13 protein-coding genes are annotated in these 14,069 nt (G+C 60.3%); 9 read left to right on the top strand and 4 right to left on the bottom strand.

Annotation, left to right across the window (positions count from 1 at the left end; all coding sequences use genetic code 11):
* Positions 1-19: 19 nt before the first annotated feature.
* The 4 genes from dsbA to MRY17_RS00420 all read left to right on the top strand — a co-directional run bounded on the left by dsbA (position 20) and on the right by MRY17_RS00420 (position 4,472).
* Positions 20-655 carry a thiol:disulfide interchange protein DsbA gene (gene dsbA, locus MRY17_RS00405; RefSeq protein ID WP_057725687.1) on the top strand — a complete coding sequence of 212 codons (636 nt, stop codon included), beginning with the start codon at positions 20-22 and terminating at the stop codon, positions 653-655.
* Between the two features lie 10 nt (positions 656-665).
* On the top strand, positions 666-1,544 hold the full coding sequence (locus MRY17_RS00410; RefSeq protein ID WP_181285377.1) for an endonuclease/exonuclease/phosphatase family protein: 879 nt from the start codon (positions 666-668) through the stop codon (positions 1,542-1,544).
* Positions 1,541-3,607 carry a diguanylate cyclase gene (locus tag MRY17_RS00415; RefSeq protein WP_181285378.1) on the top strand — a complete coding sequence of 689 codons (2,067 nt, stop codon included), beginning with the start codon at positions 1,541-1,543 and terminating at the stop codon, positions 3,605-3,607. The genes MRY17_RS00410 and MRY17_RS00415 overlap by 4 nt, the downstream gene beginning before the upstream one ends.
* A gap of 88 nt (positions 3,608-3,695) precedes the next feature.
* Positions 3,696-4,472 (top strand): N-acetylmuramoyl-L-alanine amidase, encoded by a 777-nt coding sequence (locus MRY17_RS00420; protein ID WP_191953634.1) that lies wholly within the window; start codon positions 3,696-3,698, stop codon positions 4,470-4,472.
* Between the two features lie 36 nt (positions 4,473-4,508).
* On the opposite strand, the gene MRY17_RS00425 is transcribed toward MRY17_RS00420, so the two are convergent.
* Both MRY17_RS00425 and algB read right to left on the bottom strand, forming a co-directional pair.
* Positions 4,509-6,296, bottom strand: coding sequence for an ATP-binding protein (locus MRY17_RS00425; RefSeq protein WP_181285380.1), 1,788 nt, complete (start codon positions 6,294-6,296; stop codon positions 4,509-4,511).
* 10 nt (positions 6,297-6,306) lie between these two features.
* Positions 6,307-7,653 carry a sigma-54-dependent response regulator transcription factor AlgB gene (gene algB, locus MRY17_RS00430; RefSeq protein ID WP_181285381.1) on the bottom strand — a complete coding sequence of 449 codons (1,347 nt, stop codon included), beginning with the start codon at positions 7,651-7,653 and terminating at the stop codon, positions 6,307-6,309.
* A gap of 401 nt (positions 7,654-8,054) precedes the next feature.
* Between algB and MRY17_RS00435 the strand changes: the two genes are divergently transcribed.
* The 5 genes from MRY17_RS00435 to MRY17_RS00455 all read left to right on the top strand — a co-directional run bounded on the left by MRY17_RS00435 (position 8,055) and on the right by MRY17_RS00455 (position 12,428).
* Complete coding sequence (locus MRY17_RS00435; protein ID WP_191953633.1) at positions 8,055-8,339, top strand: hypothetical protein; 285 nt, start codon at positions 8,055-8,057, stop codon at positions 8,337-8,339.
* Between the two features lie 78 nt (positions 8,340-8,417).
* Positions 8,418-8,582, top strand: a complete 165-nt coding sequence (locus tag MRY17_RS00440; RefSeq protein ID WP_003187386.1) for a DUF1328 domain-containing protein — start codon at positions 8,418-8,420, stop codon at positions 8,580-8,582.
* A gap of 2 nt (positions 8,583-8,584) precedes the next feature.
* Positions 8,585-9,052: an inhibitor of vertebrate lysozyme family protein gene (locus tag MRY17_RS00445; RefSeq protein WP_181285383.1), complete on the top strand. Its 468-nt coding sequence runs from the start codon at positions 8,585-8,587 to the stop codon at positions 9,050-9,052.
* A 716-nt stretch (positions 9,053-9,768) separates the two neighbouring features.
* Entirely contained in the window at positions 9,769-11,100 is a 1,332-nt protein-coding gene (gltP, locus tag MRY17_RS00450) for a glutamate/aspartate:proton symporter GltP (protein WP_181285384.1), read from the top strand.
* 98 nt (positions 11,101-11,198) lie between these two features.
* A complete protein-coding gene (locus MRY17_RS00455; RefSeq protein ID WP_124421863.1) occupies positions 11,199-12,428 on the top strand; it encodes a nucleoside recognition domain-containing protein in 1,230 nt (409 codons plus the stop codon).
* A 93-nt stretch (positions 12,429-12,521) separates the two neighbouring features.
* Here MRY17_RS00455 and MRY17_RS00460 read toward each other — a convergent pair whose 3' ends face one another.
* Positions 12,522-13,133, bottom strand: a complete 612-nt coding sequence (locus MRY17_RS00460) for an ABC-type transport auxiliary lipoprotein family protein (RefSeq protein WP_191953631.1) — start codon at positions 13,131-13,133, stop codon at positions 12,522-12,524.
* Positions 13,130-14,068, bottom strand: coding sequence for an MlaD family protein (locus MRY17_RS00465; RefSeq protein WP_191953630.1), 939 nt, complete (start codon positions 14,066-14,068; stop codon positions 13,130-13,132). Before MRY17_RS00465 ends, MRY17_RS00460 begins: the two co-directional genes overlap by 4 nt.
* Position 14,069: the final 1 nt, after the last annotated feature.

Raw genomic sequence — 14,069 nt, forward strand, 5'->3', positions numbered from 1 at the left:
ATTTGTCCAGGAGTAAAGCATGCGTAATCTGATCCTCAGCGCCGCTCTCGTCACTGCCAGTCTCTTCGGCATGACCGCGCAAGCCGCCGACGTGCCGCTTGAAGCCGGTAAAACCTACGTTGAATTGACTAACCCGGTCCCGGTTTCGGTGCCCGGCAAGATCGAAGTGGTGGAGCTGTTCTGGTACGGCTGCCCGCATTGCTACGCCTTTGAACCGACCATCAACCCTTGGGTTGAAAAACTGCCCAAGGACGTGAACTTCAAGCGCATTCCGGCCATGTTCGGCGGCCCATGGGATGCCCATGGCCAACTGTTCCTGACCCTGGAAGCCATGGGTGTGGAGCACAAGGTCCATAACGCGGTATTCAACGCGATCCAGAAAGAAGGCAAGCGCCTGACCAAGCCGGACGAAATGGCTGACTTCGTCGCCACCCAGGGTGTCGACAAAGACAAGTTCCTGGCCACGTTCAACTCCTTTGCCATCCAGGGCCAGATCAAGCAGGCCAAGGAACTCGCGCAGAAGTACGGTGTGCAGGGCGTACCCACCATGATCGTCAACGGCAAATACCGTTTCGACCTGGGTACTACCGGTGGTCCTGAAGCGACCCTCAATGTTGCCGACCAGCTGATCGCCAAAGAGCGCGCGGCCAAGTAAGGGGCTCGCCATGCGTCGTTGGGGTACCGAACGTGTCGTAGGCCTGCATGACCCGCAGGTCAACGAACATCACCTGGAGTCCACAGGCCTGCCGGCAGACAGCCGCTTGCGCCTGCTCAGTTTCAATATTCAGGTGGGTAACAGTACCGAGAAATATCGGCACTACCTCACGCGTGGCTGGCAGCACTTGCTGCCGCACAAGGGGCGTACCGGCAACCTGCAGAAAATCGGCGACCTGCTCAGCGACTTCGACCTCGTCGCCCTGCAGGAAGCCGATGGTGGCAGCCTGCGCTCCGGCTACATCAACCAGGTGGAGCACCTTGCCCAGCTCGGTGCCTTCCCCTACTGGTACCAGCAACTCAATCGCAACCTCGGGCGTCTGGCGCAGCACAGCAATGGTGTGCTCAGTCGCTTGAAGCCGACCGTCATCGAGGATCACCCGTTGCCAGGCCCCAAGGGGCGTGGCGCGATCCTGGTGCGTTTTGGCGAAGGCCCGGAAGCCCTGGTGGTGGTGATGATGCACCTGGCGCTCGGCGGGCGTACACGCAATCTTCAGTTGGCCTATGTGCGCGACTTGATTGGCAACTACAAGCATCAGGTGTTGATGGGTGACATGAACACCCACGCCAACGACCTGCTGCAGAATTCCCCGCTGCGTGACCTCGGCTTACTGGCGCCGCAGGTCGAAGCCACGTTTCCCAGTTGGCGCCCGCAGCGCTGCCTGGACCATATCCTGCTCAGCCCGACCCTCACACTGGAAAGTGTGCAAGTCCTGGCGCAGCCCATTTCAGATCACCTGCCGGTCGCGGTAGAGATTCGTCTGCCGGGTTCGCTGACGGCTGATGCGTTCCCTGCGTTGAGCCCAGACCCCGGCGGACCCCTTGCATGAGCGACGACGCCCAGCGCTGGAAAGAAAAGTACCTTAAAAGCGTTGAGCAACAAGACCAGCTCGAGCGCCGCTGGGCCGCCCGCCTCGACCTGTTGCGCCGAGGGCTGGTGCGCAGCACGCTGGCGGCTGAAGGCACTGACCGCGCAGTCGATCAATGCATGAAGGAAATGCGCGATGTCGTGCGCACCGACGACATGGACGCTGCCCTCGCCGCCCTGCTGCCGCGTCTGGAAAAGGCTGTACTCGACTCCGAGCAGCGCCGCGAAACCCGGGTCGACCAGATCAGTACCGCCCTCACCGCCCTGGTCGCGCAGTTGCAGAAACTTCCGCTACCCCGTGAAGTGGCGCGCCCGCTGAAGACGTTTGCCAAGCAGCTTGACGGTCGAGTCGGGCAGGCACGGGAAATACCGCTGCTGCTCAGCGAGTTGAGCAGCCTGCAGGAGCAGGCGCTGCATAACCTGGAGCCGGATGGCGAAACGCCGCGCTCGGGGCCTGGGTTATTGCAGCGCTTGTTTGGTGCCAAGGAGCACTCGAACGAAGCGCCGGCGCCCGCGCCCGAGACGCCCGCTGCGTCAAAACCCGTCGCGTCCTCACCTGCTGCGCCTGAATCTCCAGAGCCCGCGCAATCCGAGGAGCTGACCCAGGCATTGCGGGCTTTTGCGCCGTTACCGCCTACCACGGCCGCCTCTATGCCTGAGCCTGCGGCCCCCGTCAAAGAGGCGCCGGCCAGCGTAACATTCGAGTTCGAAGCGCCTGCTCAAGCGTCACCCGCGGCCACGTCCACACCCAAGCCTGACGAAACCCTCGACCCCGAGGCGCCTGAAACACCAGCCGAAGAAGCCGCTCCCGAAAGCGCACTCGCGGCTTTTATAGAAGCGCCACAAGATCCCGTCGATGCGCCTGAGGAAACGCTGATCGGCAGCCTTTCACTCCCGCCCGTATTGGATACCGCAGAGCCCGACCCCGACGCGCTGCAACAGGACGGTCTCTACGCCCTGCCCGATTCGCCGGAGCCTTCCTACAGCTCGGTGGCCAAGCATATTGAAGACACTTTGCTCGGCCTGCTCGAAGAACTGTCCCTGCCCGAGCGCTATTGGCCTCAGGCCGAAGCCATGCGCGAGCGTCTGGCCCATGGTCTGAATTGGTACGAACTGCTGCCGATCCTCGACGATTTGGCGGTGCTGATGTTGGCCCTCACCGATAGCGGTCAGCATGAGTTCGAGGCTTACCTTAAACAGCTCAACGAGCGCCTTGAGGCATTCAAGGGCCATTTGCAGTTTGCCAGCGACGAGCACGCCGACAGCCGCTCCGCCGCTCGGGAGCTGGACACGCAGATTCGCGAACAAGTGGACGGCCTGCAAAGCAGCGTGCAGGACGCGGCCGATCTGGACAGCCTCAAGCAGGTGCTGGAAAGCCACCTTGAAGGCTTGCTCGGCACCATGGACCAACACCAGCAACAGCGCGACCAGCGCGAATGCGAAGTGGCGGCGCGCCTCCAGGGCCTGGCCGAGCGGGTGGCGAACATGGAGCAGGAAGCCCAGGGCTATCGTGAGCATTTGGAGATCCAGCGCCAGAAGGCGCTGCTTGATCCGCTCACCGGCCTGCACAATCGCGCGGCCTGGAGTGAACGCCTGGACCATGAGGTCAATGCCTGGCATCAGCAGGGCAACGCCCTTTCACTGGCCATGCTGGACCTGGACCACTTCAAGCGCATCAACGACGGCTACGGTCACTTGGCCGGCGACAAAGTACTGAAGATCATCGCCAATGTGTTGCGCAAGCGCCTGCGCCCGACCGATTTCATTGCGCGTTTCGGCGGCGAAGAATTTGTGCTGTTGATGCCCGACTCGGCCTTGTCGGATGCTCTGGCCTTGGGTGAGGTGCTGCGAATGGCTGTCGAGGCTTGCCCCTTCCATTTCAAGGGCGAGCCGGTGACCGTCACGGTATCGATGGGTATCGCGCAGTTCCAGCCGGGCGAGCGCAGTGACCTGGCACTCAAGCGTGCCGATGAAGCGCTCTACAGGGCCAAGGCAGCGGGGCGTAATCAGGTGCAGGCGGGGTAAAGATGTTCTGATTATGTAATTTGAGCGCCTGCCCATCAGCGTTACGTTACACTGTTGCATTATCGTCCTTTGTGTAATGCCTTCTCCTATGAAATCTTTCTTCATTGCCGTTGCAGTTGTTCTGCTCGCCGGCTGTTCCAGCGGTCCGCGCCTTAATACCAGCCATCCTTCGGTGAACCACGACAACCGCGTGCAGTTCGTTGTGGTGCATTACACCTCGGCCAATCTTGAGCGCTCACTGGCGCTGCTGACTCATGGTCAGGTCAGCAGTCATTACCTGATCGGCGACGATGCTTCGGGCACGATCTACAAGCTGGTTGATGAAAGCCGGCGCGCCTGGCATGCCGGGGAAAGCGAATGGATGGGGCGCACCTGGCTCAACTCCAGCTCCATCGGCATCGAGATCGTCAACCCTGGCTATAGCGATACCCCGACTGGCCGGGTGTGGTACCCGTACTCCGAAGCGCAGGTGCAATCACTGGTGGTGTTGCTCAAGGACATCAGCAAGCGTAACGGTATCGAACCCAGGAACATCATCGGGCACAGCGACATCGCGCCGCTGCGCAAATTGGACCCGGGCCCGTTGTTTCCCTGGAAGCGTCTGGCCGATGAGGGCCTGGGGGTCTGGCCGGATGCCCAGGCAGTGGCTCGACTCCAGCAGCAGTACGCCGCGCAACTGCCGAGCATCACCTGGTTCCAGGAAGAACTCGCGCGCCTGGGCTACCCGACACCGCAAACCGGTGAGCTGGATGTGGCCACGCGCCATGTGATCGCCGCGTTCCAGATGCATTTCCGTCCATCGCTGTTCGACGGAACGCCTGATGCGCAAAGTGCGGCGATCCTGCGCGCCTTGAACCAGCGCTGAAGGGTAGCGAGCCCTTTGTGGCCAGGGAGCTGGTTCTTACAAAGGCAAGGCCATATAGAATTGCGTTCCCTGCCCCGGTCGTGAATACACCCCCATGCGGCCGCCGTGCAATTGCACGATCTCCTTGCACAGCGCCAGCCCGAGGCCGGCGCCGCCTTTCTTGCGCCCTACCTGCACGAAAGGCTCGAAGATGCGCCCTTGCTGGCCGTAGGCTATACCTTCGCCGTTGTCCTCGACGCTGATAATCACCCGTTCGCCATGACGTCGTGCCTGCAAGCGGATCTGCCCGCCCTGCGCCGTGTGTCGCAGGGCGTTACCCAGCAAATTATCGAGCACGCGCTCCAGTTGCGCCTGGTCGGCGTACAGGCGTGGCAGGTCGGGCTGGGCCTCGATCACCAGTTCAACACGTTGCGCGTTCGCAGGTTCAACAAACCGGGCCTGGGCATGTTCCAGCAGATCATTGACATCGCACGGCCCCAGCGTGAGTTTCTGCAGGCCGTTCTGATAACGCGAGAAGTTGAGCAAATCGTTGATCAACTGCATCAACCGCTGCATTTCTTCGTTGACCGTATCCAGCAAGTCCGCTTCGCGTGATTCCGCCGGGAACTTGGCGCGTTCGCGGAAGAGCCCGAACGCCATGTGCATGCCGGTCACCGGTGTACGCAACTCGTGGGAGGCGCGTAATACGAACTCGCTGCGCACCCGCTCAAAGGCACGCTGCTCGGTGACGTCATGCAGCACCATCACCGCGCCCAGGATATGCCCCTGTGTGTGGCTGACGGGAGTGAGGCTGTACGTCAGCAGGCGCAGCTCGCCTTCGACTTCCACCTCCAGGTCCTCCGGTGCCCGCTCAAGGTTGCCGCCGCGCAGCACCAGATGCAGTTGCTCATCCATTTCCGGGCGGCCCAGTGCTTCGCCCAGGCCCTGGCCGAGGCGCTCTTCGTCCCAGCCCAGCTGGCGTTGCGCGACGGGGTTGAGGTGTTCAAGGTGGCCTTCGCGGTCAATCATCAGCAAGCCATCGTCGATGCTGTCGAGCACCGCTTGCAGCCGCTGCTGCCCCGCAAGCAACTCATCGACATTGGTGGCCTGATGTTGGCGCAAGGCCTCGGCCATGATGCCGAAGCGACGGGTCAGTTGGTTCATTTCCGCCGCCGTCGATATCGGCAATGTCACTTCGAAATCGCCTTGCCCGATTTTATCGGCAGCCTTGGCCAGCGCTTCGATGGGCGCGCCGAATCGCCGGGCGATGCCATGGGCGGTCACAAAACCGATGATCAACACCGCAAGGCCCACCAGCCCGAGCAAGCTGGCGATTAACAGCGCACGCTCTCGGGATTTATGCTCGCTCGTGCTGATATTTTCCAGCGCCAGTTTGTGGTGGACGATCAGCCCGTTGCGCAGGGTATTGAAGGTTTCAGTGAGCTTTTCCTTGCTGCCCGGTAGAGACGGGTTCTGCTGGGATTCGTCAAATGCCTGCAGCAGGTTCTGGTAGTCCTTGCGTGCCTGATCGAAACCGTGGGTATGGCCGTCACGCTGTTCATGGGCTATACCCTGGTCCAACAGGTCAAAGTAGCGCTGTTTGGAGGCCTCCAGGGCAGCCGGATCAGGACGCTTTTCGAGCATCATGATCAGTTGATCGCCCAGGCTCTGGCGCAACTTCACGCCCAGGTCGAGGGTGACGAAATTGCTGCGAATCAACGACTCCTGGGTCTTGGCCATCTGCATGACGCTGACCAGGCCCAGGATCAGCCCCAGCAGCGCTACGGTGATCAACGCCGAGATGCTCAGGAATAACCGGGTGCGCAGTTTCATCGCAAGCTTCATGAGGTACAGCTCATAAGTTGTACTGTTTGCGTTTGCGATACAGGGTCGACGCGTCGATGCCGAGAGTACGAGCGGCTTGATCCAACGTGTCGCTGGTGGCAAGCACCGCGCCGATGTGGGCTTTTTCGAGTTCGTCCAGGCTCAGCGCCGCACCAACGCGTGGTGCGTTGTTGGTGGGTTGCTCCGCCATGCCGAGGTGACTGATCTCGACCTTCTCCTGAGGGCAGATGATGCTGGCGCGTTCCACCACGTTGCGCAGCTCACGGATGTTGCCGGGCCAACGATAATTGAGCAGCGCTTCGCGCGCCTGATCGCTGAAGCCCCGCGCCGGACGGGCATACTCCTTGACGAAGCGCGCCAGGAAGCGGTCGGCCAGGGTCAGGATGTCTTCGCTGCGTTCGCGCAGCGGCGGCAGGTGCAGCGTGATGACGTTGAGGCGATACAGCAAGTCTTCACGGAAGCGGCCGTCGCGCACCATGTCTTCCAGATTCAGGTTGGTAGCGGCAAGAATGCGCACATCTGCGCGGCGGGTAACCGGGTCGCCCACCCGCTCGTATTCCTTATCCTGAATAAAGCGCAGCAGTTTGGGTTGCAGGGTGAGGGGAAAGTCGCCGATCTCGTCGAGAAACAGCGTGCCGCCGTCTGCCTGGTTGACGCGGCCCAATGTGCTTTCGCTGGCGCCGGTAAATGCGCCGCGGCTGTGGCCGAACAGTTCGCTCTCCATCAGTTCGGCGGTCAACGATGGGCAGTTGATGGTCACACAGGATTTCTTCGAGCGTTTGCTCCAGCCGTGAATGGCCCGCGCCAGCTCACCTTTACCGGTACCCGACTCGCCGAGGATCAGGATATTGGCATCGGTACCGGCTACCTGCCGTGCGGTTTCCAATACCACCATCATGGCCGGGCTGTGGGAGTCGAGCCCGTCCTTGGGCTGGCGCACCGCGCCTTCCAGGGCTTCCAGGCGTGCCGAGAGCTGGCGTACTTCCAGCTGCTTGGCGGTGGCCAGGCGCAACTGGTCCGGGCTGCAGGGTTTGACCAGGTAGTCTGCGGCGCCGGCCTGAATGGCATCTACCGCTGTGTCCACCGCCGAATGGGCAGTAACGATCACGACACGCATCCATGGCGCTTGAATACGCATATGCGCCAATACATCCAGGCCGTTGTCCTCGCCCAGGCGCAAGTCTAGAAAGCACAGGTCGAACACTTGGCGTTGCATCAAGGCATCGGCCTGGGCTGCGCTGTTGGCGGTGGCAACGGTGTAGCCTTCATCTTCCAGGCAATAGCGGAAGGTACGGAGGATCGCGGACTCGTCATCCACTAAAAGAATGCGGCCTTGAAGTTCCTTGGCTGATTCCATCTGTCCCGCGCTCCTTAACTATGAATGTTGGTGTTTAGTCCCGGAATAATCGGGCAAGTTGCATGGTTTATTCTGATCGATAAAAGGAAGCATCGCGTAGCTATCTGCATATCTTCCTACACACCCAGGTAAAAGGCCCGAGCTAGTGGCGTTTTCATATCTTCCCGCCGCTTCGGCAATCGCCTTTTCGCTTTCGATCCCTCGATCCGACCACTGACCATCGTGCATTTCGCACGGCCCTGGACCGGGCATCGTGCAGGATGCTGTGCCGTGCTCCGCTGTTTAATTTGTAACTAATTGATTTTATTGAGTTTTATTTTGTAAAAAAGCTGGCATGCGCTCTGCAATAGGTACTGCATAAAGCGTCATGAACGAATAATCAGAATGCGGGAGAAAGCAGTATGACTCGCCAAAGCCTCAGCCAATTGCGTGTATCGCCGTTGCATCTGCAGCAAGGTCTGTTCGCCAGCCTGGCGTTGATGGTCACGCTGATCGTCGGCCAGCAGATGCAGCATTGGCAGCAGAGTCAGCAGCAGGCCCCGCAGTTCGAGCGTCCCGTCATGACCCAGACCCATTTCCGTTCCGTCGCCAGCACGACTGCCGATGCAACCGCCCCGCAATTGAGAGTGGCAGACCAGGATTCCACCCTGAGCGAACTGCCGGTTCAGGAACGCTGGGTGTTCTAGGCAATACAACGTCGCTCATGCCGAGCGGCCGCATGGCATCACCGCTGTATCCCCTATGAAAGCTTAAGGAGAATCACCATGTTGAGTTGGGCAATCACGTTTCTGATCATCGCCATTGTGGCTGCAGTCCTGGGCTTCGGTGGTATCGCCGGTACGGCTACGGGTATCGCCAAGATTCTGTTCGTGGTCTTCCTGGTGATGTTCATCGCTTCGTTCTTCTTTGGTCGTAAAGGCCGAGGCTGAATATGACCACTCTGTCTTTTAAAGCCATTGCCGCCGCCTTGTTGTTGGGCGGCAGCGGCTTGGTGATGGCCGCCAACGACGGCCAATCACGGGCCAATGAATTGCTCAGCGCGGACCCGCAATACCGTGAAACCTGGCAAGGCGTGGTGAAGAAAGAAGAGCGCCTGCCCGAATGGGTGATGAACCTGTCGGGTACGGCCGAGCAGATGAACGCTGTCGAAGAGGATGGCGACAAGTATCTGGTAGGGCCGCTGTGTGAAACGGCAGATACCTGCCTGAACAAGCGCCTGATCGTCGCCTTCAGCTTCGACAAGGAAGACGCCTTCGCCATGTTGGTGGAAGTCCCGGCCGGTCTGCCGGCGGACAAATCCCCGACGCGGCACGCCGATTACCGCTTTCTCGGTAAGCCGGACGAAGGCATGAAGAAGCTGCTGATGGAGCAGCTCAAGAAAGATCCGAATTGGTACTAGGTTCCGTCTTACGGAGCTGGCGTCCATAGAAAGAAGCCACTTTGCTTCTTTCTGTTTGCATTGCTCGCCAAGGGCGATGCATGACCAGGGGGCTGGGTTGCTCTGATCGAGAAGATCGGCGCGACCTACGGGTACAGGGAGTGCCTGCGCAAGGGCCGGGTCAGGTGAAAAGCTGCGACGCAAGTTCACAAGTCCTCAAGCTTGCTGAACTTGCGGCGGGCTTATGACTCTGATGGCCGGTGCGTCATGCCGCCCATAGCTGGCATTCTTCGTTTCTGCCTCTCGCTAATTATTACGTAGTATGTCGATGCGACCATCCATCTAGAAATTTCTCCTGACGCCACAGGCCGTTTTCGGCAGGCAGGCTGCGGATTTTCCAGGCATTTCTACCCAATACCCCAAGTCCTCCGATACCTCTGCGCAAGCCGTAATTGGCAGCTTCACGGCAGGTTCGCCCGCTTGTATGGCGCATTCGAACTGACCGTTCAGACAATTATTTTCAAAAAAAGCCATGCCGATTCGGCATAGGGTAGGCGTTTACGGCATTAGACGTCGCTGCCTTGCATGGGAATAGTTGCGCCTTTTTTCGCCTGCCAGTAAGCCATTTCGGCCACGCTGCGGTGACCTTCCATGGAGGCAGATGCTCACACTTTTTCGCTTTCGAGCGGTCCAGCTGGCGCATTTGCCTTAAGTTCACTTGAAGTAAGGGTAATGACATGAAGAAGGCAAAGCTAAGCCTCGCCTGGCAGATCCTCATCGGTTTGGTGTTGGGGATCGCAATCGGTGCAGTGCTCAACCATTTCAGTGCTGAAAAGGCCTGGTGGATCAGCAACGTGCTGCAGCCGGCGGGCGATATCTTTATCCGCCTGATCAAGATGATCGTTATCCCAATCGTGATTTCCTCGCTGATCGTCGGTATTGCCGGTGTGGGAGACGCGAAAAAACTGGGTCGCATCGGCGTCAAAACCATTCTCTACTTTGAAGTCGTCACCACCATCGCCATCGTGGTCGGTTTGTTGCTGGCCAACCTGTTCCACCCGGGCGCGGGCATCGACATGAGTACCCTGGGTACCGTCGATATCTCCAAGTACCAGGCCACCGCGGCCGAAGTGCAGCATGAGCATGCGTTCATCGAGACCATTCTCAACCTGATCCCGTCGAACATCTTTGCGGCCGTCGCCCGTGGCGATATGCTGCCGATCATCTTCTTCTCCGTGCTGTTCGGCCTGGGCTTGTCGAGCCTCAAGCCGGAACTGCGCGAACCTCTGGTGACCATGTTCCAGGGCGTGTCCGAGAGCATGTTCAAAGTCACTCACATGATCATGAAGTACGCCCCTATCGGTGTATTTGCCCTGATCGCGGTGACGGTCGCCAACTTCGGCTTTGCCTCGCTGCTGCCACTGGCCAAGCTGGTGATCCTGGTTTACGTCGCGATTCTGTTCTTCGCCTTTGCGGTGCTGGGCCTGATCGCCCGCCTGTTCGGGTTCTCGATTCTCAAGCTGATGCGCATCTTCAAAGATGAGCTGGTGCTTGCCTACTCCACCGCCAGCTCCGAAACCGTGCTGCCGCGCGTGATCGAGAAGATGGAAGCCTACGGTGCGCCAAAGGCGATCTGCAGCTTCGTGGTGCCGACGGGTTACTCGTTCAACCTCGACGGTTCGACCCTGTACCAGAGCATCGCCGCGATCTTCATTGCCCAGCTGTACGGCATCGACCTGTCGATCGGCCAGCAATTGATGCTGGTGCTGACGCTGATGGTCACCTCCAAAGGCATTGCCGGTGTGCCGGGCGTGTCCTTCGTAGTGCTGCTGGCGACCCTGGGCAGCGTGGGCATTCCACTGGAAGGCCTGGCGTTTATCGCGGGTGTCGACCGTGTAATGGACATGGCGCGTACCGCGCTGAACGTGATCGGCAACGCCTTGGCCGTACTGGTTATCTCGCGCTGGGAAGGCATGTACGACGACGCCAAGGGCGAGCGCTACTGGAATTCGCTGCCGCACTGGCGCAGCAAAGAAGCGCTGCCGGCCGGCGAGATCACTCGCGGCTGATCGCTCGATTGCGCTGACACAAACCCCGGATAACTCCGGGGTTTGTCGTTTCTGCCAGCCCCGTTATCATTCGCCCCATCTTTCGGGGGATTTAACTGATGCTCAATGGCCTGTGGCTTGGCTTCTTTGTCGTGGCAATGGTGTCAGCACTGGCGCAATGGCTGGTGGGCGGTAACGCCGGGATTTTTGCAGCGATGGTGGAAAGCATTTTCGCCATGGCCAAATTGTCGGTAGAGGTCATGGTGTTGCTGTTCGGCACCCTGACACTGTGGCTGGGTTTTCTGCGTATCGCCGAAAAAGCCGGGATCGTCGATTGGCTGGCCAGGGCGTTGGGCCCGCTGTTTCGTCGCCTGATGCCGGAAGTGCCGGCCGGCCACCCGGCCATCGGCTTGATCACCCTCAACTTCGCCGCCAACGGCCTGGGCCTGGACAACGCCGCCACGCCCATCGGCCTCAAAGCCATGAAGGCGCTGCAGGAACTCAACCCCATCCCCAATACGGCGAGTAACGCACAAATCCTGTTCCTGGTGCTCAATGCGTCCTCGCTGACGCTGTTGCCGGTGACCATCTTCATGTACCGCGCCCAGCAAGGCGCTGCCGACCCGACGCTGGTGTTCCTGCCGATCCTGCTGGCCACCAGCGCGTCGACGCTGGTGGGCCTGCTGTCGGTGGCGGTGATGCAGCGCCTGCGCTTGTGGGACCCTGTCGTGCTGGCCTACCTGATTCCCGGCGCGTTGGTGCTGGGAGGCTTCATGGCGTTGCTGGCGACCCTGTCCGCCACGGCGTTGGCCGGGTTGTCGTCGATCCTTGGCAACCTCACGCTGTTTGGCTTGATCATGCTGTTCCTGGTGATCGGCGCCTTGCGCAAGGTCAAGGTGTATGAGGCCTTTGTCGAAGGGGCCAAGGAAGGCTTTGACGTTGCCAAAAACCTGCTGCCCTACCTGGTGGCGATGCTCTGTGCGGTGGGCGTGTTGCGTGCCTCCGGCGCCCTGGACTTCGGCCTGGAAGGGATTCGCCATGTGGTGGCCTGGACCGGTATGGACACGCGGTTTGTCGACGCGCTGCCGACCGCAATGGTCAAGCCGTTCTCCGGCAGCGCGGCGCGGGCGATGCTGATCGAGACCATGCAGACCCAGGGTGTGGACAGCTTCCCGGCGTTGGTGGCGGCGACGATCCAGGGCAGCACCGAGACCACGTTTTATGTGTTGGCGGTGTACTTCGGGTCGGTGGGCATCCAGCGGGCGCGGCATGCGGTGGGGTGTGCGTTGTTGGCGGAGTTTGCCGGGGTCGTGGCGGCTATTGCGGTGTGCTACTGGTTCTTTGGTTAAGGCTTAGATTGCTATCGGGGGCAAGCCCCCTCCCACATTTAGATCTGTGAATGCATTCAAATTGTGGGAGGGGGCTTGCCCCCGATGAGGCCCTCAACCTTTAGGTGTAGTGTTGCCTTGCGCCACGACCCAATCCACTACCTGCTTATTCAGCTGATCGCCGGCTTGCCCAAAAGCAGCCACCACCGCCGGCACCTTGGTATCCCCCACCTGCTGCCTCACCTCAAACCGCCGACTGGTAATGATCCTTTGATCACTGCCGCGCACCAGCCGAGCATCCAGGCGAATCACCACTTCCACTGCTGTGCCATGGTATTCGCTCTGAAACGCCTGCAATTGCCCGCCCAACTCATAGTCGGCTTGCAGATTGGTCTCGTCGGTACTCAGCAGCGTCACCCGCCCGTCACGCTGGAAGCCATCCAGCAGGCGATTGCGCAACAGCACCGGCGCCGGATCGCTCCAGCGCGAATTGGCATAGCTGCTGATCAGATCGCCATTGGGCACCACCGCGATGCGTGGGCTGTCGAGAAACTCACTGGTCTGCGGCTTGGTCACGCGCAATGACCAGCTCACCGGCGCGCCTTGGCTGACGGGCTGGGCCGACGCCAGGCGGTACACGTCGGACGGGTCCGCCTTGGGCAGGATCGAGCAGGCGCTCATCAACGCAAAGGCCAAGGGTGCGATCATTCGGTAAGCACGCTTCATGGCGTGAACTCCTTGTTCTTGTCACTGCCCAGCAGGTAACCGCTGGGGTTGGCTTCCAGACGGCGTGAGATGGCGCGTAGCGAACCGAGGGTTTCGCGCAGTTCGCGCACGGCTGGCGCCAGCTCATTAAGGCCCTGCATGCCGCTATTCACCGAGTCCTTGTTGTTAGCCAGCAACGTATTGATGGTGGCGGTGCTTTGCTCAAGGGATTTCATCGCCTGCTCGGCACTGCCAAAGGCTTGCTTGCCCTGGTCGTTGAGCAAGCCGTTGGCGTTGCGCATCAGCACGGTGGTCTGTTCCAGCGCGCCGCCGGCCTGTTTGCTCACTTGCATCAATTGCTGCATCACCACTTTGATCTCGCCGCGCTGTTCCGCGATGGCGCCGGTGGTTTGCTGCAGGTTGTCCAGGGTGGCGCTCAAGCGTTCGACGTTTTCCCGGGAGAACAGCTGGTTGGCGTTATGCAACAGCAGGTTGATGCTGGTCATCAGGTCGTTGCTGTTGTTGAGCAGACGGGCGATGGGCGATGGCGATGCGATGATTTCCGGCAGGTTGCCATCCTTGCCCTTGAGTTCAGGGCTCTGCGGGGTGCCGCCGCTGAGCTGGATGATCGAGGTACCGGTGATGCCGGTCAGTGCCAGTTTGGCCTGGGTGTCTTCCTTGATCGGCGTTTGCCCGGCCAGGCGGATGCGCGCCAGCACGCGGCGCGGGTCCTTGGGGTCCAGGCGCAGGCTGGTGACGTCGCCCACCTTGATCCCGCTGTACTGCACCGAACTGCCCTGGGACAGCCCGCTGACCGCCTCGTTGAACACCACCTCATAATCCTGGAAGGCGCTGTCGACGCTGGACTTGGCCAGCCACAGGCCGAACAGCATCGCGCCGACCACCACCATTACGCTGAACAATCCGATCATCACATGATGGGCTCGGGTTTCCATG

It is taken from the genome of Pseudomonas orientalis (assembly GCF_022807995.1).
Classification (GTDB): domain Bacteria; phylum Pseudomonadota; class Gammaproteobacteria; order Pseudomonadales; family Pseudomonadaceae; genus Aquipseudomonas; species Aquipseudomonas orientalis_B.

What these genes read in the sequence shown, in the direction of transcription:
- MRY17_RS00435 (WP_191953633.1), top strand. Translation starts at nt 8,055, where the DNA reads ATGACTCGCCAAAGCCTCAGCCAATTGCGTGTATCGCCGTTGCATCTG.
- algB (WP_181285381.1), bottom strand. Translation starts at nt 7,653, where the DNA reads ATGGAATCAGCCAAGGAACTTCAAGGCCGCATTCTTTTAGTGGATGAC.
- MRY17_RS00440 (WP_003187386.1), top strand. Translation starts at nt 8,418, where the DNA reads ATGTTGAGTTGGGCAATCACGTTTCTGATCATCGCCATTGTGGCTGCA.
- MRY17_RS00455 (WP_124421863.1), top strand. Translation starts at nt 11,199, where the DNA reads ATGCTCAATGGCCTGTGGCTTGGCTTCTTTGTCGTGGCAATGGTGTCA.
- dsbA (WP_057725687.1), top strand. Translation starts at nt 20, where the DNA reads ATGCGTAATCTGATCCTCAGCGCCGCTCTCGTCACTGCCAGTCTCTTC.
- MRY17_RS00445 (WP_181285383.1), top strand. Translation starts at nt 8,585, where the DNA reads ATGACCACTCTGTCTTTTAAAGCCATTGCCGCCGCCTTGTTGTTGGGC.
- MRY17_RS00465 (WP_191953630.1), bottom strand. Translation starts at nt 14,068, where the DNA reads ATGGAAACCCGAGCCCATCATGTGATGATCGGATTGTTCAGCGTAATG.
- gltP (WP_181285384.1), top strand. Translation starts at nt 9,769, where the DNA reads ATGAAGAAGGCAAAGCTAAGCCTCGCCTGGCAGATCCTCATCGGTTTG.
- MRY17_RS00415 (WP_181285378.1), top strand. Translation starts at nt 1,541, where the DNA reads ATGAGCGACGACGCCCAGCGCTGGAAAGAAAAGTACCTTAAAAGCGTT.
- MRY17_RS00460 (WP_191953631.1), bottom strand. Translation starts at nt 13,133, where the DNA reads ATGAAGCGTGCTTACCGAATGATCGCACCCTTGGCCTTTGCGTTGATG.
- MRY17_RS00425 (WP_181285380.1), bottom strand. Translation starts at nt 6,296, where the DNA reads ATGAAGCTTGCGATGAAACTGCGCACCCGGTTATTCCTGAGCATCTCG.
- MRY17_RS00410 (WP_181285377.1), top strand. Translation starts at nt 666, where the DNA reads ATGCGTCGTTGGGGTACCGAACGTGTCGTAGGCCTGCATGACCCGCAG.
- MRY17_RS00420 (WP_191953634.1), top strand. Translation starts at nt 3,696, where the DNA reads ATGAAATCTTTCTTCATTGCCGTTGCAGTTGTTCTGCTCGCCGGCTGT.